The sequence below is a fragment of the Thioclava litoralis genome (genome assembly GCF_045278885.1).
In the GTDB taxonomy this organism is placed as follows: Bacteria; Pseudomonadota; Alphaproteobacteria; order Rhodobacterales; family Rhodobacteraceae; genus Thioclava; species Thioclava litoralis.
The window spans coordinates 159947-183177 of the sequence record NZ_CP135444.1 but is presented as its reverse complement, the minus strand read 5'-3'; the positions used below and the strand labels follow the sequence as shown (position 1 = coordinate 183177).

Here is a 23231-nt window from a genome sequence, read left to right as displayed (position 1 = left end):
GTCGCTCAGCCCGCGTCTGCCCGCGCCAGTATCGTGTCGATGGCGCGGCGATAGGCGCGGGTGGCGGGGCTTTGTGTGCTGGCCAGCGGCAGCGATGCCGTGCTTTTTCCGCCAACCTTGCGTTCTGCCCAGATCTGCAGGTCGGCTATGCTGCGCCCTGTCAGGAACGGGTTGGCCGACACGACATTCGCCCCCATCACCGTACTCACCAGCGCATCGGGATCGGCCCGCAGCGCCTGTACCGCGCCCTGCGGCCCCAGAAAATGCGCCAGATACAGCCGTCCCGCTGTGATCGGAATGCCGTTTGCAGCCAGATAACGGCGGTTCTCGCGGGTCAGGGCATAGACCATCTCGACGGACAGAACCGGATCGGTGCGCAGCGCCAGCACCTCGTCGCGGGTCAGGGTTTGCATCAGTTCGGGGTGATATTGCGAAATCATCCGCAGCCATGTCGAGATGATGAACTGCCCCGGACCAAGCGCGCTGGACCGCGGATTGCGCGCATTGGCCTGCCCGCCGCTTTCGACATGGATGATGCGGGCGATCAGGGTCCGGATCGCCTGATCATCCTCGTCCGCAGGGCCGCTTGCGGACGGGGCCGTTCCGGCAGGCGGCAGGGCCCCGTTTGCCAAGGGGGTGGCGGCACCGGCACAGGCCCATTCGCCCGCCTCTTCGACAACATAGCACTGGCGCGGCGCGTGGCCGGCGGTTTCGGCGGGCAGCCCGACATAAAGGATCTGCCCCAGCGCGCCCCCCTGTTCTGCCGCACCCGTCACCCTTAGCAGTGTGATCTTCTCCTCGGGCTGGGCGCGCCTGTCCAGACTGAAGCGCTGCGCCACCATGGCCACCAGATTGCCCGCCACGCTTTGGGACAAGCCGCTTTGCAATGCGGTTGTGTAAAGCGCATCCAGCAAAAGCGGCGGGGCGTTTTCCGTGCGGAAGGCTTTGGCCGCGCGTGCGGGCAGCTCCATGCCGTCCCACGGATTGGCCGCGCGGACCCATCTGCCAGACCCGACCTGTGCCAGACTGCCGCGATACCCTTCGGGGCCATAAAGCGAGACCTGCCGAAGCTGGTTGGCCTTGGTTGTGGCTGTCGAAGGTTCCAGCCGCAGCGCCATGACCGATTTTGCCGCCAGCGCAGATGTCTTTGCGCCGGTATTTGCGTCGCTCCCTGTGTCGGGCGCTGCGTCTGTCCGTGCGGTGGAGAGCGGTGCAAGCTGGCGCATGACGGCCTGTGCACCGGCCCGCGAAAACCCCGCCTGTTCCAGCAAACCCGCCCCCGATGCCTCGCGCCGTGCCAGCAGGATCTGGTCCTGAAACAGCGCGCGGCGTTGGGCCTGCGGACGGGCAATGATGGCCAAACGGTTGGCGGCGGGCCGGAAGGGGGCAGAGCGTCTTTGGGCCAGCGCACGATTGCGACGGGCCTGATACAGGGCGAAATCTTCGGGGCTGGAGGGCGGGTTGAGCTGGAGCCGGTCACTATCGACTGCCAGCCGCGCCTGCGACAGATGCAGCGCCAAGCTTCCTTGCAGCCGCGCGGCTGGCAGGCCGTCCTCGGCCCGCGTGGCAAGGGAGCGCTCGGTCTGCGCATCGGGTTGCGGCAGCCATAGCATCAGCGGATCGCGTGGCAGGTTCAACAGCGCCACGAACGGGTCGGGTTTGGTGGCTGTGTCAGGCGGGGCGGGCGGGTCTTCGACCATCGCCAGATCCTGATCTTCCGAAATCGCGCCCGTTTGTGCCGTAAGGGTGCGGGGGGGTGCGGGCCCCTCAAGGGGTGCAGTCTGGCGCGTCTCGGGGGAAGGCTGCCACCACCATGCCAGCGCACCGGCTCCAAGCGCCAGAGCGGCTGCGCCAAGGAGCAGACGCCGTGCAATCCGTGCGCGCCGGCGCGCGCGCGCGCGCGCATTTGCGGCACGGAACGCGGGGTCGATCCCGTCTTTAGGGCTCATTTGTACACCCCGTTCATCAGCCGCAGCTTCTTGATGACGGGTGTATCTTCTTTCGGCGCGGCAGGCGGGGGCGCGGTGCGCTGGGGCGTTTGGCGGACAGGCGATGTGCGCGGTGTCTCTTCCCTGACGACGGTTTTCGGCGCGGGGCAGGCCACATCGGGGGCCAGAATGATCTGGCGATAGAGGGCGGCTGCGGCGTCTTCGGTGACGGCTTCGCTTGTGTCGTCACGCTCGTTGAAATAGCCGCGCACGGCCGCGCGCGAGCCCGCACCCCATTTGCCATCGATGCTTTGACGGTAACAGCCCATGCGTGCGAGTTCGGTTTGGATCGCGCGGGCCATCTGTGCGGCAGGCGGGTCGAAGGCACCTTCATTAACCAGCGCCCGATAGGTTTCGGGATTGTCCTGACGCAGGGCGATCCGGCTGGCGAGATCCCGCGCTTGGGTGCCATCTTCGGGCGTGGGTGTCAGGAAGGCAGGGCCGATCAGCCCCAGAATGACCGAAGGCTGGGGCAGACCTTTTGCGGTCGGAATGGCGGCCAGTGTCTCGTCGGGCACCTGCGTCAGATCCGCGCCTTGCGGGGGGGCGTAACGGAATGCGGCGGGCAGGGGGGCGGCGCTGCTGTCCTCGGGGGCCGGAGCCGAGATCTGCACCGTGGCAGGGGCCGTTTGGGCAACCGGTGTCAGCATCAGATCCGGCGCATCGTTGGCCGCATCGCTCCAGAAACCCGCGAAATAGGCCGAAACCGGTTGTGCGGAGGCCAGATCACCGGCCTGTTGCAGCCGCGCAAACAGCCGGTCTCCGCCGTCGGGGCAGGTCTCGCCCGGCGCGGCGCTGGCAATCAGCCGGATCCGGTCCGATCGTGGCAGGGTGCGCGGAGCGGCAGGGGCACCGGAGGCCTGCGCACAATTACCGCTCAGCAGCACGGTCTGTGACAGGCCACTCTGGATGATCAGGTTGCGCAGGGCGCTTTCGGTCAGCCGCGCGCCGCTCTGTGCCATATCGCCATAGACTGCCACCACCATTCCGCGCCCTGCCTGATGCGCCTGCCCCAGCGCTGTGGCGATTGCCGTCTGATCCGGCGCGCGGGCCACGGTTGTGCGGGTGGCACCGGCAGTGGTCAGGGCCTTCGCGGCACTCTGGGGCAGGCCCGCCCCGTTTTGCGTCAGGTCGACCACCAGCGCATCCCAGATTTCGGCGGGGGCGTCCTGTGCCATTGCCTGCCCTGCACCAAGGCCGAAGCCCGAAGCCAAGCCCACCCCCAGGCATGTCATAACCAAGCTGGGGCCGTCCGGCAGCCTGCGCGCCGCTTCTTTCTTGGGGGGCGTGTCGATAGGGTGATTACGGCGCATCGGGATAGACAGAGAGCGTAAAGCCTCTTTCCTCTTTCGTATCGACTTCCAGATAGCGCGCTTCGAGATAGCCCCGTGCAAGGCAGTCGCTCTCACCGCGGATATCGAATTGTTGCGGTGCGGCGCACATCGGGGTGGCTCCCTCGACCAGCACCTTTCCGAACGGGTCGGTGGCCAGCACATAGACAAACCGCGCTTGTAACGGCTGGTCGGTCAGCTGCGCGCATTGGCCCGGCCCGATCACCCACCAGCCTTTCGTTTCAAAGAGATCGTCGCGGGACTGGCCGAATGCCGCGCTGAAGACATCCAGTGTTTCATTGCACAGCCGGAAGCCCGCCGGTTCGGTCTGTGCCGCGCTCCTGTCCGCGGCAAGCCCCCCGATTGCGCCCGCCAGAAGCCCTGCCACCAGCCAACTGCCCGCGCAAGGGCGCAAGCGGAAGCGGGGCTGCTGTATCGCGGCGGCGGTCATGTCGCACTCCATGCGGGCAGTCGCGGCGCAGGCGCGGGAAGGGAAAGCACGGGCTTTCACGTCACGGCCTCCGGGGGTCATCATATCCCAAAGCATAGCACATGGGCCTGTGGCAAGCCCATGTGTTTTCCTGATCTGGCGCGCGGCTCAGGGATTGGCTTTGGCCGCGGTGCCTGCGCGCAGGGCGTCCATCTTGGTGCGGGCCTCTTCCTGCGCCTTGGCAAGATCTTCTGCCGAGAGCTTTTCTTCCAGCTGGTCACGCAGCTTCGCTGCGTCGGGATGGTTCCGTGCGGCTGCCAGATTGGCGTAGACATAGGCCTCGCCCAGATCTTCGGTGATGCCGGTGCCGCTCTGATAGGCCAGCGCCATCTCGTACAGCCCCAGCGCATTGCCCTGATCGGCGGTCTTCTGGAACAGCGCCACGGCCTTGGCGGGATCGGCCTTGATGCCGGTGCCGTTTTTCAGCGCAAGGCCCAGAAGGTTGCGGGCCGCGATATGGCCCTGATCGGCGGCTTTGGTCCATTCTGCCACGGCTTTGGCCTCATCCTTGGCCATGCCGCGCCCGTTCATATAGACGACACCGCAATTGAACGCGCCATTCGCATCGCCTTGGTCGGCGGCCGCGCAGACCAGCCTTGCGCCCTCTTTGTAATCGCGCACCACGCCGCGCCCGTCGAGATACATCAGGCCCAGACGGTTCTGGGCCTCGGCGGACCCCTTCTCGGCAGCGGCGCGATAGAATTCGGTCGCGCGGGCGGGGTTCTTGGCGGTGCCCAGACCCAATTCGTAGAACCGGCCCAGATAGAACCCTGCATCGGCATTGCCGGCATTCCACGCGTCTTCGAACCCTTTCGCGGCCGCTTTCACATCGCCCTTGTCAAGCGCGGCCACTGCCGGTGCAAGAGGGTCATCTGTCGGGGCGGTCTGGGTTTGCTGGGCCAGCGCCGGAATGGATGTTGCCGGAAGCGACAGGGGCAGGGCGCAAAGCGAAAGAAGAACAATAGGGGACAAGCGCATGATCTGATCCTGATTAAATAGGTCTAATGATGATTGGCCCATCGCTAGAGCGACAGGCCCGTTCATGCAAGCCCGTAAAACAGCTTCTTGCGGCAATTCGCATCCCGACTTTCGGGACGCGCGCCGGGTCGAGGCGGTATAACCGGACACGATTTATCTCACAGGCAGAGATATTCAGCATTTATTAGAACTTGGGGCTTGCCGTACACGGTCGATCATTAATAAGAGAGGATAACTTTCTTTTCTGATCGCTTTCTATCTCGATATTCTTTGGGGGCTGGTGTGGTAATTCGTCATTTCATTGTTACAAAGTTCAAGCGTAACGATTTTGCAGCAGTGGCCCGCCCCCCGCGCGGCAAACGGATTGCCCTTCTCCTGCGCACCACGGCTCTGGCCTTGGCAATGATGGTCGGCGCGGGTCAGGTCTGGGCGGATAGCTATATCTGGACCGGCTCTGATGGCCAGTGGAGCGCGGATGCCAACTGGGATCTCGCCGCGACGCCGGGATCGGATGTCGCAAATCACGATACGGTCACCTTCAGCGATGTCGCAACGACCCGGCAGGTCGACCTCGACGGGCAAAGCTGGTCGCTCAGCGGGATGACCTTTGACAGCACCACGCCCTACACGCTCAGCGATGGCGGCATCATGCTTGTGGCAACAGATAGCGGCGATCCTGCTGCGTTGAACTTCCTCGGCCCGACCAGTCCCGATCTGACGGGCGTGGATTTCCTTCTGGCCGCCGATACCGAGATCACCAACGCGGCCCCGCTGACCACCATCGCGGCGAATTTCTCCGGCGCAGGCAACCTGAGCGTGGACGCAGGTGATGGCAATACCGTGGTGTTTACGGGCCTCAACACCCAGTTGGGCGACACGTCGGTGCAATCGGGCACCCTTGAGGTAATCGGCGGCTCGGCCCTGAGCGATTATGGGGTGGTGTCGCTGGAGAGCGCGGGCACGGCGTTGATCGTCGAGACCGCCGAGACCGTCGGCGGGCTCAGTGGTGTCGCGGGCAGCACGGTCACGCTCAATGATGACCTGACCGTGGCGAGCGGGATGACACCCTTTCCCACCACTTATGGCGGGGTGATCTCGGGCACCGGGTCTTTGATCGTCGCTGGCGCGGATCTGACGCTGTCGGGGGTCTCGGAGTATAGCGGATCGACGGAGGTCAGCGGCGGCACGCTGACGGTGACCGGGACGGGGTCTCTGGCCAGCCGGTCGGTCGAGGTGGGCGGTTCGGGGCAGCTTGCGACCGCAGGCGGGGCGCTGGAGGCCGAGGCCTCGGTGGTGCTGGATGGCGGCTGGACGCTGTCGGGCGACGAGACGGTGGCGTCGCTGTCGGGCACGGGGGCTCTGGGGCTTGGCGATGCGGATCTGACGCTGGGCTCGGTCGGGTTCTCGGGCACGGTGGAGGGCACGTCTGCGGCGGTCCTGTCGGTTGCGGGCAGCACGGGCAACAGCCTGGGCGGCGATCTGTCGGGCTTTGCGGGCACTCTGGCCCTGAGCAATGCGGACCTGTCGATTGCCGATGATCTCTCGGGCCTTGTGACGCTGTCTTCGGGCACGCTGTCGACCAGCGCGGCGGCGCTGTCGGCGGGGGTCTCGGTGACGGGCGCGGGCGCGATCATGGCCACGGGCAGCGGCGAGACGCGGCTGTCGGGGGCGCTGGATCTGTCGGGGGCGCTGTCTCTGGGCAGCAGCGACGGGCTGGCGCTGGATATGACGGCGGGGGTGATCGACAGCGGATCGACGCTGACGCTGACCTCTGGCAGCCTGCGGCTGGTGGATCAGGAGGCGGCGGATCTTCTGGCGGCGCTGTCCTCGACCGAGGTGCAAAGCGGCGCGGTGCTCGATCTGGACGGTCAGGCGCTGACGCTGGCGGATCTGCAGGGCGCGGGCGAGGTGAGCAGCACGTCGGCGGCGGTTCTGACGCTGGCCGATGGCACGTTCAGCGGGGCGCTTTCGGGCGCGCTGTCGCTGGTCTCGACCGGCGATCTGACGCTGTCGGGGGTCTCGGAGTATAGCGGATCGACGGAGGTCAGCGGCGGCACGCTGACGGTGACCGGGACGGGGTCTCTGGCCAGCCGGTCGGTCGAGGTGGGCGGTTCGGGGCAGCTTGCGACCGCAGGCGGGGCGCTGGAGGCCGAGGCCTCGGTGGTGCTGGATGGCGGCTGGACGCTGTCGGGCGACGAGACGGTGGCGTCGCTGTCGGGCACGGGGGCTCTGGGGCTTGGCGATGCGGATCTGACGCTGGGCTCGGTCGGGTTCTCGGGCACGGTGGAGGGCACGTCTGCGGCGGTCCTGTCGGTTGCGGGCAGCACGGGCAACAGCCTGAGCGGCGATCTGTCGGGCTTTGCGGGGACTCTGGCCCTGAGCAATGCGGATCTGTCGATTGCCGATGATCTCTCGGGCCTTGTGACGCTGTCTTCGGGCACGCTGTCGACCAGCGCGGCGGCGCTGTCGGCGGGGGTCTCGGTGACGGGCGCGGGCGCGATCATGGCCACGGGCAGCGGCGAGACGCGGCTGTCGGGGGCGCTGGATCTGTCGGGGGCGCTGTCTCTGGGCAGCAGCGACGGGCTGGCGCTGGATATGACGGCGGGGGTGATCGACAGCGGATCGACGCTGACGCTGACCTCTGGCAGCCTGCGGCTGGTGGATCAGGAGGCGGCGGATCTTCTGGCGGCGCTGTCCTCGACCGAGGTGCAAAGCGGCGCGGTGCTCGATCTGGACGGTCAGGCGCTGACGCTGGCGGATCTGCAGGGCGCGGGCGAGGTGAGCAGCACGTCGGCGGCGGTTCTGACGCTGGCCGATGGCACGTTCAGCGGGGCGCTTTCGGGCGCGCTGTCGCTGGTCTCGACCGGCGATCTGACGCTGTCGGGGGTCTCGGAGTATAGCGGATCGACGGAGGTCAGCGGCGGCACGCTGACGGTGACCGGGACGGGGTCTCTGGCCAGCCGGTCGGTCGAGGTGGGCGGTTCGGGGCAGCTTGCGACCGCAGGCGGGGCGCTGGAGGCCGAGGCCTCGGTGGTGCTGGATGGCGGCTGGACGCTGTCGGGCGACGAGACGGTGGCGTCGCTGTCGGGCACGGGGGCTCTGGGGCTTGGCGATGCGGATCTGACGCTGGGCTCGGTCGGGTTCTCGGGCACGGTGGAGGGCACGTCTGCGGCGGTCCTGTCGGTTGCGGGCAGCACGGACAACAGCCTGAGCGGCGATCTGTCGGGCTTTGCGGGGACTCTGGCCCTGAGCAATGCGGACCTGTCGATTGCCGATGATCTCTCGGGCCTTGTGACGCTGTCTTCGGGCACGCTGTCGACCAGCGCGGCGGCGCTGTCGGCGGGGGTCTCGGTGACGGGTGCGGGCGCGATCATGGCCACGGGCAGCGGCGAGACGCGGCTGTCGGGGGCGCTGGATCTGTCGGGGGCGCTGTCTCTGGGCAGCAGCGACGGGCTGGCGCTGGATATGACGGCGGGGGTGATCGACAGCGGATCGACGCTGACGCTGACCTCTGGCAGCCTGCGGCTGGTGGATCAGGAGGCGGCGGATCTTCTGGCGGCGCTGTCCTCGACCGAGGTGCAAAGCGGCGCGGTGCTCGATCTGGACGGTCAGGCGCTGACGCTGGCGGATCTGCAGGGCGCGGGCGAGGTGAGCAGCACGTCGGCGGCGGTTCTGACGCTGGCCGATGGCACGTTCAGCGGGGCGCTTTCGGGCGCGCTGTCGCTGGTCTCGACCGGCGATCTGACGCTGTCGGGGGTCTCGGAGTATAGCGGATCGACGGAGGTCAGCGGCGGCACGCTGACGGTGACCGGGACGGGGTCTCTGGCCAGCCGGTCGGTCGAGGTGGGCGGTTCGGGGCAGCTTGCGACCGCAGGCGGGGCGCTGGAGGCCGAGGCCTCGGTGGTGCTGGATGGCGGCTGGACGCTGTCGGGCGACGAGACGGTGGCGTCGCTGTCGGGCACGGGGGCTCTGGGGCTTGGCGATGCGGATCTGACGCTGGGCTCGGTCGGGTTCTCGGGCACGGTGGAGGGCACGTCTGCGGCGGTCCTGTCGGTTGCGGGCAGCACGGGCAACAGCCTGAGCGGCGATCTGTCGGGCTTTGCGGGGACTCTGGCCCTGATCAATGCCGATCTGTCGATTGCCGATGATCTCTCGGGCCTTGTGACGCTGTCTTCGGGCACGCTGTCGACCAGCGCGGCGGCGCTGTCGGCGGGGGTCTCGGTGACGGGCGCGGGCGCGATCATGGCCACGGGCAGCGGCGAGACGCGGCTGTCGGGGGCGCTGGATCTGTCGGGGGCGCTGTCTCTGGGCAGCAGCGACGGGCTGGCGCTGGATATGACGGCGGGGGTGATCGACAGCGGATCGACGCTGACGCTGACCTCTGGCAGCCTGCGGCTGGTGGATCAGGAGGCGGCGGATCTTCTGGCGGCGCTGTCCTCGACCGAGGTGCAAAGCGGCGCGGTGCTCGATCTGGACGGTCAGGCGCTGACGCTGGCGGATCTGCAGGGCGCGGGCGAGGTCAGCAGCACGTCGGCGGCGGTTCTGACGCTGGCCGATGGCACGTTCAGCGGGACGCTTTCGGGCGCGCTGTCGCTGGTCTCGACCGGCGATCTGACGCTGTCGGGGGTCTCGGAGTATAGCGGATCGACGGAGGTCAGCGGCGGCACGCTGACGGTGGCGGGCAGTGTTGGGGATGTCGATGTGGCCGCCAGTGCGCAGATGGATGTGCTGACTGGCGGCTCTGCGGGGCAGATCACGCTGGCGGGATCGGGCAGCAATGCGGGCGAGATCTCGGGGCTGGTGCAGAGCGCGGGCAGTTTTGTGAACAGCGGCACCATTACCGGTGCGGTCGGCCTTTCGGGCGGGCAGTTGGAGAATGACGCAGAGGGTGCGATCGCGGGCGTGCTGGCGGTTTCTGGCGGGGCCGTGGTCACGAATGCGGGCGCGCTGGCCGCGCTGAGCCTGAGCGCTGGCACCGTGACCACAACCGGCACGTTGGGGACGGCGACGGTTACGGGCGGCAGCCTGCTGAATAGTGGCCTCCTGTCAGGGGATGTGCTACTCTCGGACGGGACGCTGGACAATAGCGGCGAGCTGTCGGGCGCGACCACGGTTGAGGGCGGTACGCTTGAGAATAACGGTCGTGTCAGCGGCAGCGTGACGCTTGCTTCCGGCATGGTGAACAATACCGATACCATCACCGGTCTGGTGACGGTGGAGGGCGGCACCTTTACCAATGATGGCGCGCTGGCCGGACTGGATATTTCTGCCGGCACGCTGGTCAATCATGCAAGCGCTCAGGTGACGGGGGCGTTGACGGTCTCCGGCACGGGGCTTGTGACGAATGCGGGTTCGCTGGCCTCGGTCGAGATGACGGGCGGCACGCTGGGCAATAGTGGCACCCTGACCGAGGCCTTGGTGCAGGCGGGGGCGCTGACCAATGACCTTGGCGGGGCGATTGGCACTCTGCGCCTGAGCGAGACCGGCAGCGTGATCAATAGCGGCACTCTGGCCACGGCGATTGTCAGCGGGGGAACGCTGACCAATAGCGCCAGCGGCACCCTGACATCGGCCCTGTCGCTTCTGGCAGGCAGTGTTGTCAATGAGGGCGTGATCTCGGGCGATCTGACGCTGACCGGCGGCAGCCTGACCAATAACGGCGCCATCCGCGCGGATCTCGATATCAGCGACGCGACGGTCACCGGTGCAGGCACGATCACTGGCGATGTGACGCTGCGCGCAGGCGGTGACCTGACGGTGACCAGCATGCTTGACGGCTCGGTGGCGGTGCTGCTGGGCGGCACGCTGACGCTGTCGGAGGCCGATGTTTCGGGCGGGATCGACAATGCTGGCACTGTCGTGCTGAGCGGGTCGGTCAATGTGGATGGCGATTTCACCAATACCGGCACGCTGACCACCTCCGGCAGCACGCCGGTCCTGCTGACGCTGACCTCGGGCAGTTTCTATGCCGGTGGTGATATCGATGCCTCGGCCAGCAGCCTGATCATTACGGCGGGCGAGATCCAGATTCTGGCGGGCTTCAGCGTGACCGGCGATGTCACCTATGACGGCACGGTCACCAATGCCGGTCTGGTCGAACTTGGTCAGGATCTGAAAAACAATCTGGTCAACCAGACGGGCGGTCAGGTTTCGGTGACGGCCAATGTCGATGGGGCCGGGTTCGATGTCACCAACAGCGGCACATTCGCCATCGCGGAAGGTTTCGGGCTGGGCAATCTGGACCTGTTCCAGAACGAGGGCGATCTGGTTCTGGCCGACACGGCCAGCCTTGCGGCGCAGCGGTTTGCAGGCAGCGGGACCCTCACGCTGAATTCCGGTTCGGTGCTGGATATCTCGGACAGTTTCGTGCTGGGATCGGGGGCCGCTCTGACGGTCTCGGGGGCGGCGGCCTCGCTGGGCAGCAGCGCCTCGCTGACGCTGTCCTCGGGCAGTCGTCTGACAGTCGAGGACGGCCAGAGCCTGAACGGGCAGGCCACGACGGTCGATAGCGCGGGCAATATCATCGTCGGGCAGGATGCCAGCCTCGTGCTGGCGGGGCTTACCTCAAGCGGCAGCCTGACCAATAGCGGGACATTGACCACCACCACCGCCCTGACCAGCACCGGAACGCTGGTCAATAGCGGCACGATCACAAGCGGGTTGATCGTTGCGGGCGGGACGGCCACCAGCACCGGCAGCCTTGGCGACTGGACGGTGAGCGACGGGCGTCTGTCGCTTGCGGGCACAGGCGCTGCGGGGGTGATCACCGGCGGCGAGGTCGATATTGACGGCACGGTGGGCAGCATCGCGCTTTCCGGCGGCACGCTGGATCTCTCGGGGCAGTCGGGTGTGATCACGCAGGAGGGCGGCAGCGTCACGCTGTCGGGCGGCGTGGCCGACGGGCTTGTGGCCAGTGCCGGAGAGGCGACGCTTTCGGGCGGCACGCTGGCCGGTGCATTGGCGGTGTCCGGCACGGCGGATGTGACGGTGGGCATGGCGCTGACCAATGCTGTGACGCTGGAAGAGGGCGCGCTGACGCTGACGGCTGCGGGCAGCATCGCGGGGGATCTGGGCTTTGCGTCGGGCAGCTTCACCAATGCGGGCACGCTGAGCGGCAATCTGGCGCAGGATGGCGGCAGCACCGAAAATAGCGGCACGATTTCGGGCGGCGTCATGCTGACCAATGGCAGCTTTACCAACCTCGCCGGCGGGCTCACGGGGGGCGTGACGCAATCGGGCGGCGATCTGGTCAATGCGGGCATTCTGGCCGCGCTGGAGCTTTCGGGCGGCACGGCGCTTTCGACGGGCGAGATCCTCGGAGCGGTCGATATTGCGGCGGGCAGCCTCGACAATGACGGGACGATTGGCGGTCTGGCGACGGTCACCGGCGGTCGTCTTGACACGAGCGGTGCCATTTCCGGCGGGCTGACACTGGCGGGCACCGATGCCGAGGTCGACAATAGCGGCAGCGTGACCGGTGCGATCACCGTCTCTGCGGGCGCGCTGACCAATAGCGGGGCGCTGAATGGCACCCTGACCCAGACCGGCGGCAGCGTGATCAACGAAAGCAACGCGACCCTTGCGGGCGATGCCACCGTGTCGGGGGGCAGCCTCGAGAATGCGGGGACGATTGGCGGCGATCTTGATCTGCTTGCGGGGAGTGTGACCAATAGCGGCAGCGTGACCGGCGATACCAGCGTGTCGGACGGGGCGCTGCTGGTGTCGGATGGTGGCAGCTTCGCGGGCGATGTTGTGCTTGCCGGTGATAGCGGCGCGGGCGGGGCTGTCCTGCAACTCTCGGGCCAGACCAGCGTGGGCGGGGATCTGGTGAATGACGGCACCATCACGACCGCCGACAGCACGGGGGCCGGTGTCAGCGTGGCCGGTGATTTCACCAATAACGGCACGATTGACGGCTCGACAGGCCAGATCAGCATCACGGCCTCGACCATTATCGTGGCCGATACGGCCTCGGTTCTGGGCGATGTCGTGCTGGAGGGCGCACTGGTCAATGCGGGCATGGTCGAGCTGACCAATGATCTGGAAGACGATGTCACCAACCAGCTTGGCGGCACGATCTCCGTGACCTCCGATGTGTCGGGCGCAGGCTATGACCTGACCAATGCGGGCGCGCTGGTTGTTGCGGATGCCGTGGCCTTCACCGGTCTGGGGGTGGTCGACAATAGCGGCACCATCGATCTGGGCGCAGGGGCAGAACTGGCCTCGGCCACGATGAACAATAGCGGCGAGATCACGCTGGGCGCGGGGGCCGTTCTTTCGGGCACCGGCAACACGCTCAATAATGACGGTACGATCACCGTTGGCGATGGCGGCACGGTCACCGATGCGGGCGCGATCAACAACAGCGGCACCATCACCTATGACGGGTCGGGCGTTCTGGCCGCCGATACGGGCGATAACGGCACCGCGCTTGTCAATGACGGTCTGATCCAGACTGTCGCAGGCGGCAATGATACCATCGTGATCGGCGATGGCAGCGCCAACAGCTTCGAGAATACCGCCACCGGCACTTTCGTCATCGGTGCGCTGGACAGCGTCGTGGCGACGCAGACCGATCTGGACAATGCGGGGGCGCTGAGCATCGGCAGCGGGGCCAGCCTGAGCCTTGCCAACCTGACCAATACCGGCACGCTGGAAAATGCCGGAACACTGGATGTGTCTGGCAGCCTGACCAATGCGGGCGGCGAGATCGTCAATAGTGGCGCGGTCAGCGCCGATCTGGCAATGACGGCAGGCACGCTGGCCAATAGCGGTACTCTGGCCGAGGTCACGCTGGCGGGCGGCACGCTGACGCAAAGCGCAGGCAGCATTGCGGCGCTGTCGGTCACCGGTGGCAGCGCCACGCTTTCGGCGGGCAGCGTCACGGGCGATCTGGGTATCACCGGCGGCAGCGCGGAGCTGGCCGGAGCCGCCAGCGTGTCCGGCACCACCCGCGTGGGCAGCAGCGGCAGCCTGACCAATGCGGGGCAACTGGCCGATCTGGTCAGCGCGGGCACGACCGTGACAAGCGGCACGGTGACGGGGAATGCCACGATCACCGGCGGCAGCTTCACGTCCACCGGCACTATCCTTGGCAGCGCGACGCTGTCGGGGGCGGCGCAGGCACAGCTGTCCGGCACCATCGCGGGCACTCTGGCCCTGAGCGATACGGCCAGCGCCGAGATCCTCTCCGATCTGTCGGTGGCCGATGTCACGAACACGACCGAGAGCAGCCTGCTGCTGAGCGCGGGCACTCTGGCGGTTGCCAGCGGCAGCCTGACCAATACCGGCACGCTGGAGATCGCGGGCGGCACGCTGGAGGCCGCGGTCGAGAACGCGGCCACGCTGGTGATGACCTCTGGGGTGATTGAGGGTGATCTGGCGGCGGGTGGTCGCTCGCAGACCGCATTGGCGGGCAGCCTGAACGGGGCGCTGGCCATCACCGATGCTGCCAGCGTCGAGGTGACGGGCGATCTGGACGGGGTGATTTCGATCAGCCAGACCAGCAGCAGCGCGCTGGTGCTGTCGGCTGGAACGCTCAGCCTGACGGGCGCGCAAGGCGTCAGCAATGCGACCACGGTGTCGATCACCGGCGGCACGCTGCTATCTGACGCAGGTGCAGTCTTCACCAACGCGGCAGATGCCACGCTTTCGGTTGCGTCGGGGGGCACGCTCTCGATGGATGTCGAGAACGAGGCCGGGGCCCAGATGCTACTGGCCGGTGCCATGAACGGCGATCTCGTCAATGCCGGAACCGTGTCGCTGACCGGTTCGCTGACAGGCGATGTGAGCAATGAAACCGGTGCGGCGCTCGCGCTTTGGGGCGAGGTCACCGGCACGGTCTCCAATGCCAGCGGGGCGCTTCTGGCGCTTGCGGGGACTGTGGATGGCGATGTCAGCCAAGCCACCGGCGGCGTGTTGACGGTGGCGGCAGATGACAGCGCGACGATCACCGGATCGCTGTCGGGGCTGGGCCAGTTCGACATTGATGGGGCGTTGGCCATTGGCGATGAGTTCACCCTCGGCACGGCGGATGACGATGCGCAGGACGCGGTCCTGACGCTGGCAGGCGGTCAGCTTTCGGCGGGCAGCTTCCGCAATTTCGGCACCGTTTATCTGTCCGAGGATGCGGCGGTCAGCGCCGCGACGACCAACTATTCCACCGTCTATGTCACGGGCAGCGCGTCGATTTCGGGCAGCTATAGCAATGCGTCGGGCAGCCTTCTGTCCTTGGCCGATGATACCACGACCACCACGTTGAGCATTGATGGCGATGCGGCGCTGAACGGGACCATCGTCCTTGATGCGGCTCTGGGTGCGACGGATCAGTCGGCGGATAAGATCGCGGTGTCGGGCGCGCTGAGCGGCCATGCCACGATCGTCTTCAACAATCTGGCAGGCGATGATTACGCCCTGCTTGACGACGATCTGGCGATCCTCACCTATGGCAGCAATAACGGCTTCAGCGCCACGACCTCGGGTCTGCCGGAGACGGGGGCGGTGCTTTATGCGCTGTCCGATGACAGCAGCTCGAACACCATCAACCTGATTTCCGGTGCCAACCCTGCCTTCGGCGGGATCGCCTCGGGGCTGGCGCTGACCCAGTCCTTGATGGGCTCGGTGATCAACCGTCCGACCAGCCCCTATATCTCGGGTCTGGCCGCTGCGACAGAAGATGACGATCTGTGCGGCTTTGGCGGTTGGGGCCGGTTCGTTGGGGGTAAGGCCACCGCCACCGGCGCGTCGCAGACCGCGCTTGGCACCTTCCAGAACGAGGTCGAGGCGACCTATGGCGGGGCACAGGCGGGCTTTGACCATAGCTGCTTCAAGGATATCATCGGCGGCTGGAATGTCAGCTTTGGCGGGATCGGCGGCTTCAACATCGGCAAGATCGAACAGCCGGTCTATCTCTTCGATACCTCGACCGCGACGCTGAACACCGCGATCAAGACCAGCGAGAACAAGATCGATTTCAACCAGATCTATGGCGGCGGATATATCGGCCTGTCCAAAGGGCGCTGGGTGGCCGATCTGCAGGCGCGGGTGGACCGCACAAGCTATGACATCAAGAACCGTGCGACCGCGAACGAATATGGCGAGGCGCTGGGGCTGGATGACCAGAGCTACGACAGCCACGGCTATACGGTGTCGGGCTCTGTGGGCTATGCCTTCTCGCTTGACAGCCTTGTGTCGGGGATGAACCTCGTGCCCTCGGCGGGCTTCTCGTGGACGCGTTCGCAGGCGGATGATATCTACTTCTCGAACGATCCCGATGATAGCACCGATGATGGCGTGCTGGAATTCGATCCGATCACCAACAAGATCGCCTTCACCTCGCTGACACTGTCGCGCGGGCAGATCCTTGCCTCGGGCACCGAAGCGATCAACTATTTCGCGACGGGCACCTATTATCACGATTTCGGTGACTCCGCGAAGGCGACCTATTACGTGCTGGATGATGAGGGCAACAAATCGGGCACCGGTCTGGATGCCACCAACGAATTGCTGACCGATTACGGCGAGATCAGCTTTGGTCTGAACTATACCAAGGTTCTCAACCCCGGTATGGCGCTTCCGGCGCGGCAGTTCGATGCCTCGGCACGCTTCGACGGGCGCTTCTCCGATCAGCTTGACGGCTGGGGGGTTACGGCACAGCTGCGCTGGCAGTTCTGATCCGGTCGGGCCGGAACAGGGGCGGGGGGTTGACCAAATCGGGTGACCCCCTACAAAGGAACGGATTTTACGCGGCTATCTTGCTGGTCGCACCTTTGGAAGAAAGCTTTCGGGACGATGTCACTTTTCAGTAAGGTCGCATGGAAAGAGGGGCTGTTTCTGCAGCCGCACCACCTGCAGCAGGCAGATCGCTATCACGAGTATCTGACGCGCGCGCGTGTGGGGGTGCTCAGCCCCTATCCTTGGGGGATTGCGACCCTGCGGCTGGATCGTGACAAGGCCCAGCTTGGCCAGATCGGGCTGACCGAGGTTTCCGGCATCATGCCGGATGGCACGCCGTTCGATGCGCCGGGGGTCTCGCCCCTGCCGCTGGCGGTCGAGGTGCCCGAGGATGGCGCGGGGCTGGATATCTGGCTGACATTGCCCGATGCGGCGATCAATGGTCAGGACATCGCGCCTCAGGCCAAGGATGCCAGCACGCGCTATGTGCTCGACAGCGATACCGTGGTCGATAACCAGTCCGCTAGCCGGTCCGAACAGGTGATCGAAGTGGCCCATCCGCGCCTCGAGATCGCCATCCGCAAGACCCCGCGTCCGGGCTATCAGAACATCCGTCTGGGCCGCGTGCTGGAGCTGCGCGACGGCATCGTGACGCTGGATGACCGCGTGCCGCCCTCGGCGCTGCGCCTGCCCGCGCATCCGGCCTATGATGGCTATCTCAGCCGTGTGATCGGCTGGATCGAGGCCAAGCTGGAGACGCTGGCCCGCTATGCCTCCGACCCGACCTCGGGCGGGGGGATGCAGGCCAGCGACTATCTGATGCTGATGGTGCTCAACCGCGAGCTTCCGGTGCTGCGGCATCTGAAATCCATGGCCAATGTCCATCCCGAGCGGCTGTATGAACGGCTGATCGCGCTGGCCGGCGAGCTGACGACCTTTGATCAGGGCGACCGCCATGCGCGCGATTACGGCGGCTATAAACATGATCTGCCCAATGAAAGCTTTCAGCCCGTGGTCTCGGATATCCAGCGTCTTCTGGCGCGCGATGTGGGCCGTGCGGTGCGCCTGCCGCTACAGGAGGTGCGCGCCAATTCCTTCGCAGCCCTTGTCAATGACCGCTCGCTTTTCGCGCAGGCGACCTTCGTGCTGGAGGTCTCTTCGGGGCTGCCGCTGACGCAGGTGCAAAGCCAGTTCCCGCAGCTGTGCAAGGTCGGGCCCTCGACCCAGATGAAGACCATCATCAACAACAACCTCCCCGGTATCGGGTTGGTGCATCTGCCCAATCCGCCGCGGCAGATCCGCGTTGTGTCCACCAATGTCTATTTCCTGTTGGACAAATCCACCCAGCTCTGGCGCGAGTTCTCGACCGCGCCCGCGATCGGGATGCATTTTGCCGGTAACTGGCCGGATCTGAAGCTGGAACTCTGGGCCGTACCGGAGAGCGCCTAATGTCGGATGATGACGATAAGACCGTCTTCGGGCAGCCGCTGCCCTCTTTCCCGCCGCGCAAGGATGCAGGACGACCGGCGGCGCCCCAGCCGCCCGCCCGCGAGGATGACACATGGCTTGGCGGGGCGCTGAAGCCGCAGCAGGGTTATCCTGCCGCGTCCCCCCAACAGCCGCCCTATCCTGCGCCTCAGCCCCCGCAGGGCTGGGGGCATCCGGTGCCGCCACAACCACCGCAGCACGTGCCCCAAGGCGGCTATCCCGGGCAGAACCCGCCCGATCCCAACCCCTATCTGCCGCCCCAGCAGCCTGCGGCCACTCCCTATGGCCAGCCGCTTTACCAGCCCGATACCGGTGCGCGGCCCGAAGGCGCGGGGATGTTTCCCGATCTCAACCAGCCACAGGCGCAGGCCGCGCGCGTGGCCCCGCGCATCGCGCTGGCCGATGCACTGCGCGCTTCGGCACGGCAAAGCGGAGAGGGGGCGGCCTCGAACCCGCTTCTGGCCGAGGCCACGGGGCTTCTGATCCTGCTGGGCCGTCTGCGCACGGGGCTGGTCGAGATGCAGTCCGGCCCGCTGCTGGACCATGTCGCCCGCGCGATCGATGATTTCGAGACGCGGGCCCTGGCGCGTGGCCTGCCCGCGCCGCAGGTGCGCGATGCGAAATATGCGCTTTCGGCCACGGCCGATGATATCGTGCAGAACCTTCCCGGTGCCGACCGTGGCATGTGGCTGCAATATTCGATGGTGGCGCGCTTCTTTGGCGAGCGGTCCTCGGGTGTCGGCTTCTTCCAGAAGGTCGACGAGGCGATGAAGGTGCCGGGGCAGAGCTTCAATCTGCTGGAGCTGATGCTGAGCTGTCTTCAGCTTGGCTTCGAAGGCCAGTACCGGACGCTGCCCAATGGCTCGGTCGAGCTGGCGCGTATCCGCTCCGCTATCTACGAGACCCTGCGCCGTGTCAGCCCGCGCCCCGATGATGATGTCTCGCCCGCTTGGGAGGGCGTGCCGATGCATGGCCGCCGCCAGCGCGGCGCGACGCCCGTCTGGGTGGTGGGGCTGATTGCAGGTGCGATGCTGGTGGCGCTGTTTGCGACGCTTTCCACGCTTTTGACCCGCCAGTCTGCCACGGTGCGCGATCAGGTTCTGGCGCTGCATCGCGGGATCCCCGATGTCACGATCGAACGGACAGAGCCCGTGGTGACCCCCTATCAGGCCAGCTCGACCCAGATGCAGCGGATCAGCGATGCGCTGCAATCCGAAATCGATGCGGGGCGGGTCGAGGTGACGCAGAGCACAGATTGGGTTCTGGTGCGCGTGGGCGATGCACTGCGCTTTGCCACAGGGCGCGAGACCTTGGCCGATACGCAATCGGTGATGCCGCTTCTGGGCGCGATTGCGCAGACGCTGGATAAGGAAAACGGGCCGATCCGCGTGGTGGGCCATACGGATTCGGTGCCGATGTCGGGCCGCGGGCGTTTCAAGACCAATCAGGCCTTGTCCGAGGCGCGGGCGCAGACCGTTGCCGGTGTGCTCGAGGGGCTGGTCAAAGACCCCGCCCGTATCAGCGCCGAAGGTAAAGGGGCGACCGATCCGGTGGCCGATAACAAGACGGCTGAAGGCCGCGCCCGTAACCGCCGGGTCGAGATCATGATCCCGCGGGAGGACTGAGATGGCATTTTCTCTTCTGAAAAAGGCAGCCCGCGCGACGGCGTCCGGCTTCCGGCATAAATGGGTGCGCCGTGTGATGATCGCGCTGGCGCTGGTGGGCGCGGGGCTGGCGATCTGGTTCGGCTTTGTGATGACCGGCCTTGATCTTCTGGCCTCGCCCTGGCTTCGCGGCGGGGTGATCGCCCTGCTATATGCGGTGGTGGGGCTTGTCTGGTTCCTGCGCTGGCGCAAGCGGCGCAAGAAGGCGCAGGCGTTGGAAGACAGCCTGTTCTCGGCCCCCGCCAGCGACAGCAAGGTGCTGAACGAGCGCATGCAGGAGGCGATGGCCAAGCTGCGCAAATCGGGCGGGCGCAACTATCTCTATGATCTGCCGTGGTATGTCATCATCGGTCCGCCCGGCGCGGGCAAGACGACCGCTCTGGCCAATTCGGGCATCGAGTTTCCGGGGCAGGACGGTCTGGCCGATCATGCGCGCGGCTTTGGTGGCACCCGCAACTGCGACTGGTGGTTTGCCGAGGATGCCGTGCTGATCGACACCGCTGGCCGCTACACCACGCAAGACAGCGACCGTCAGGCCGATCAGGCTTCATGGAAGGCGTTTCTGGACCTGCTGAAAAAGGGCCGCCCCGACCAGCCGGTCAATGGCGTGATGCTGGCGTTTTCGGTGGAAGACGTGATGAACGCCACCGAGGATAGTCTTCAGGCCCATGCCGAGACCGTACGTGCCCGTCTGGCCGAACTGCACGAGACCCTGCGCATCGATGTGCCGGTCTATGCGATTTTCACCAAGGCCGACCTGATCTCGGGGTTCCGCGAATATTTCGGGTCCTTCTCGCAGTCGCGGCGCAAGCTGGTCTGGGGGCATACCTTCCAGACCCGCGACCGCAAGGCCGCCACCCATGAAGAGGTGCCCGCCGCCTTTGACGCGCTGCTGACGCGGCTGAGCGACGAGGTCGTGGACCGCATGACCGAAGAGCCCGATCCCGCCTCGCGGATCGCGATTTTCGGCCTGCCGGGGCAGATGGAGATGCTGCGCGACAAGATGGCCGAATTCCTGCGGCTGGTCTTTGAACCGACGCGCTACAAATCGGCGGCGATCCTGCGCGGCTTTTATTTCACCTCCGGCACACAGGAGGGTACGCCCGTCGATCAGGTGCTGGGGGCGATGGCGCGTGACAGCCAGTCCGAGGGCTTCCGTCCCGCTTTCATGTCGGGCAAGGGCAAGAGCTATTTCCTGCATGACCTTCTGCGCAAGGTGATCTTTGCCGAGCGCGACTGGGTGGGCTTTGACCGCAAGGCCGTGCGCCGCCGCCAGATCCTGCATACCGGCGGGCTGGCGCTGATTTCGGTGGTGACGCTCCTGGGAATGGCAGGCTTTGGCTATGCGTTCTGGAAAAGCGCCGACCAGCTGCGCGCGGCGCAGGTGGATGCCAGCGATTATGCCGATACCGCCCGCGAGGAACTGTCGAAGACGGTGATCTCGGACGATGATCCGGCACCCGTTCTGCCGGAATTGCAGCGTCTGCGCGATATGCGCGCGGGCTATGCCGACAAGACCGCCCCGCCGCTGATCGAGAATATGGGCCTGTCGCGCTGGAGCGAGCTGCATCAGGCGGCCAATCGCGCCTATTCCGACGGGCTGGAGCGGATGCTGCGCCCGCGTCTGGTGCTCTATCTTGAAAACACCATTCCGCAACTGATTGCCGACGGCAATACCGCCGGCGTCTATCGGGCGCTGAAGGTCTATCTGTTGCTGGGCGGGCAGGGGCCTGCGAAATCGTCCGATATGGCAGCGGTCGAGAGCTATTTCGACGATCTGTGGAGCGCGCGATATTCCGCCCCCGGCGAGACCCGTATCCATGACCAGCTTATGGGCCATCTGCAAGCCATGCTGCAACTCGATGGTGACCGTACCGACCTGATCGGTATCGATAATGCCATCGTGACCAAGGCCCGCGATGCCATTGTCAACCTGCCGCTGGCCGAGCAGGCCTATGCCTCGATCAAGGATCGGGCCATCAGTTCGGGTCAGACGGCCTTCGGGCTGGCCGATGCCATTGGCGGGCAGGTCGATCAGGTGCTGACCACCAATGACGGGACCGACCTGCATCAGCTTGTGGTGCCCGGTCTGTATACGTTCGAGGGCTATTGGGGCTTCTTCCTTGACGAGCTGACGAATGCGCGCGCGCGTCTGGAAGAAGATCGCTGGGTGCTGGGCGATGCCGCCGACCGTGTGGATTACCAGCGTCAGTTGGGGTCGCTGTCGCGCGATCTGCATCGCATGTATCGCCAGCAATTCGATGCGGCATGGAACAACGTGCTGTCACGTCTGGCCCTGCAGCGGATGTCGGCGGACCCGCCGCGCTATGATAAACTGGCCGTGGCGGGGTCGTCGGTCAACTCGCCGCTGTTGCGCCTTGTCGAAGAGGTGGACCGCCAGACCCGTTTGAGCCGCCTTTACGACAAGCTCGATACCCTCAGCCCCGAACAGGCGGCTCAGATGGCCGCAGGCGGGGGCGATCTGGGGGCGGCTCTGGGCGATACGGCCTTCAACCAGATCTATGCGGGGTCGGGGGTCTTCCAGCGCGTGGTGATGGACCAGCTGCGCGCCAGCTCGACCGGCAAGAGCCAGACCCGCGCGCAAAGCGCGGGCGGGGCCTCGGCCACCGATGACAGCCAGCGCGCGCAGGTCGAACGTATCAGCGGCGATTTCGCGATCTGGCACCGTCTGCTGGACGGCGAACAGGGCGGGCGCGCGATTGACGTGGTTCTGTCGAACCTGCAGGCGCTGCGCGAGAACCGGCGCAATGCGTCACTGGCACCGACCCCGGCCGATGAAACCATGCTGCGCCAGCAGCTTGCGACGCTGACGATGAATAATTCGGCCCTGCCCAAGCCGCTGGCAACCATGCTCAACGGGGTCGAGCGCGAATTCTCCTCGGTGGCGCAGGATGCGACAGTCAGCCAGCTCAATCGTGCGCTGAATGATGATGTGGGGGCCTTCTGCCGCGAATTCATCGCGCCCTATTTCCCCTTCGCGCAAAATGGCCGCCATGTGTCGCCTGCGATTTTCGGGCAGTTCTTCGGTCCCGGAGGGCGGATGGACCGCTATTTCACCACCTATCTGCAACCCTATGTCAGCCGTGGTGAAAACGGTCTGGAACCCGCGCCCGACAATGCGCTGGGGCAGCGTCTGTCGCCCGCACTCCTGCGCTCTTTCTCGCAGGCCGAAGCGATCCGGATGGCGTTTTTTGCCTCCGGTTCGTCCGAGCCGGAAGTGTCGATGTCGATCACCCATGTCAGCTCCAGCCCTTCGGTGCAGCTTGCAGTGCTGACGATGAATGGCAAGCAACTGCGCACCCAGCCCAATTCGACAGCCGCCGAGATGGTGTGGCCGGGGCAATCCTCGGGGGTCAATCTCAGCCTCTATCCGCAAAGCGAGGGGGGCAATTCCGCGCTGAATTTCAATGACGGGCGGTGGGATATCGTGTCGTTCCTGCGCAATGGCGTGGTCAAGATCAATGGCAATGTCGCCAATGTCGCAGAGCAGGTGGGCGGGCGCTCGATCACCTATCGCTTCGAATTCGACAGCACCACGGTGCCGTTCCTTATGCCGGAACTGTCCGAATTCACCTGTCCCGTCTCGGTGGAGTAAGCC

At 65.9% G+C, this 23231-nt stretch carries 8 protein-coding genes; 4 read left to right on the top strand and 4 right to left on the bottom strand.

What is annotated here, in order from left to right:
- Nucleotides 1–5: 5 nt before the first annotated feature.
- The 4 genes from RPE78_RS14460 to RPE78_RS14445 form a co-directional block, all read right to left on the bottom strand.
- The gene (locus RPE78_RS14460) at nucleotides 6–1949 is read right to left on the bottom strand and encodes a hypothetical protein (RefSeq protein WP_330647220.1); all 1944 of its coding nucleotides are present in this window, start codon (nucleotides 1947–1949) and stop codon (nucleotides 6–8) included.
- Nucleotides 1946–3229 carry a peptidoglycan-binding protein gene (locus RPE78_RS14455; RefSeq protein ID WP_406721701.1) on the bottom strand — a complete coding sequence of 428 codons (1284 nt, stop codon included), beginning with the start codon at nucleotides 3227–3229 and terminating at the stop codon, nucleotides 1946–1948. The genes RPE78_RS14460 and RPE78_RS14455 overlap by 4 nt, the downstream gene beginning before the upstream one ends.
- A 61-nt stretch (nucleotides 3230–3290) precedes the next feature.
- Complete coding sequence (locus RPE78_RS14450; RefSeq protein ID WP_330647219.1) at nucleotides 3291–3770, bottom strand: DUF1036 domain-containing protein; 480 nt, start codon at nucleotides 3768–3770, stop codon at nucleotides 3291–3293.
- Between the two features lie 147 nt (nucleotides 3771–3917).
- On the bottom strand, nucleotides 3918–4787 hold the full coding sequence (locus tag RPE78_RS14445; protein WP_330647218.1) for a tetratricopeptide repeat protein: 870 nt from the start codon (nucleotides 4785–4787) through the stop codon (nucleotides 3918–3920).
- A 336-nt stretch (nucleotides 4788–5123) separates the two neighbouring features.
- Here RPE78_RS14445 and RPE78_RS14440 point away from each other — a divergent pair, with 336 nt between their 5' ends.
- The 4 genes from RPE78_RS14440 to tssM all read left to right on the top strand — a co-directional run bounded on the left by RPE78_RS14440 (nucleotide 5124) and on the right by tssM (nucleotide 23228).
- A complete protein-coding gene (locus RPE78_RS14440) occupies nucleotides 5124–16460 on the top strand; it encodes an autotransporter-associated beta strand repeat-containing protein (RefSeq protein ID WP_406721700.1) in 11337 nt (3778 codons plus the stop codon).
- 117 nt (nucleotides 16461–16577) lie between these two features.
- Nucleotides 16578–17909, top strand: a complete 1332-nt coding sequence (gene tssK / locus RPE78_RS14435; protein ID WP_330647216.1) for a type VI secretion system baseplate subunit TssK — start codon at nucleotides 16578–16580, stop codon at nucleotides 17907–17909.
- Nucleotides 17909–19573: a type IVB secretion system protein IcmH/DotU gene (gene icmH, locus RPE78_RS14430; RefSeq protein WP_330647215.1), complete on the top strand. Its 1665-nt coding sequence runs from the start codon at nucleotides 17909–17911 to the stop codon at nucleotides 19571–19573. Before tssK ends, icmH begins: the two co-directional genes overlap by 1 nt.
- Before the next feature lies 1 nt (nucleotide 19574).
- A complete protein-coding gene (tssM, locus tag RPE78_RS14425; protein ID WP_330647214.1) occupies nucleotides 19575–23228 on the top strand; it encodes a type VI secretion system membrane subunit TssM in 3654 nt (1217 codons plus the stop codon).
- Nucleotides 23229–23231: the final 3 nt, after the last annotated feature.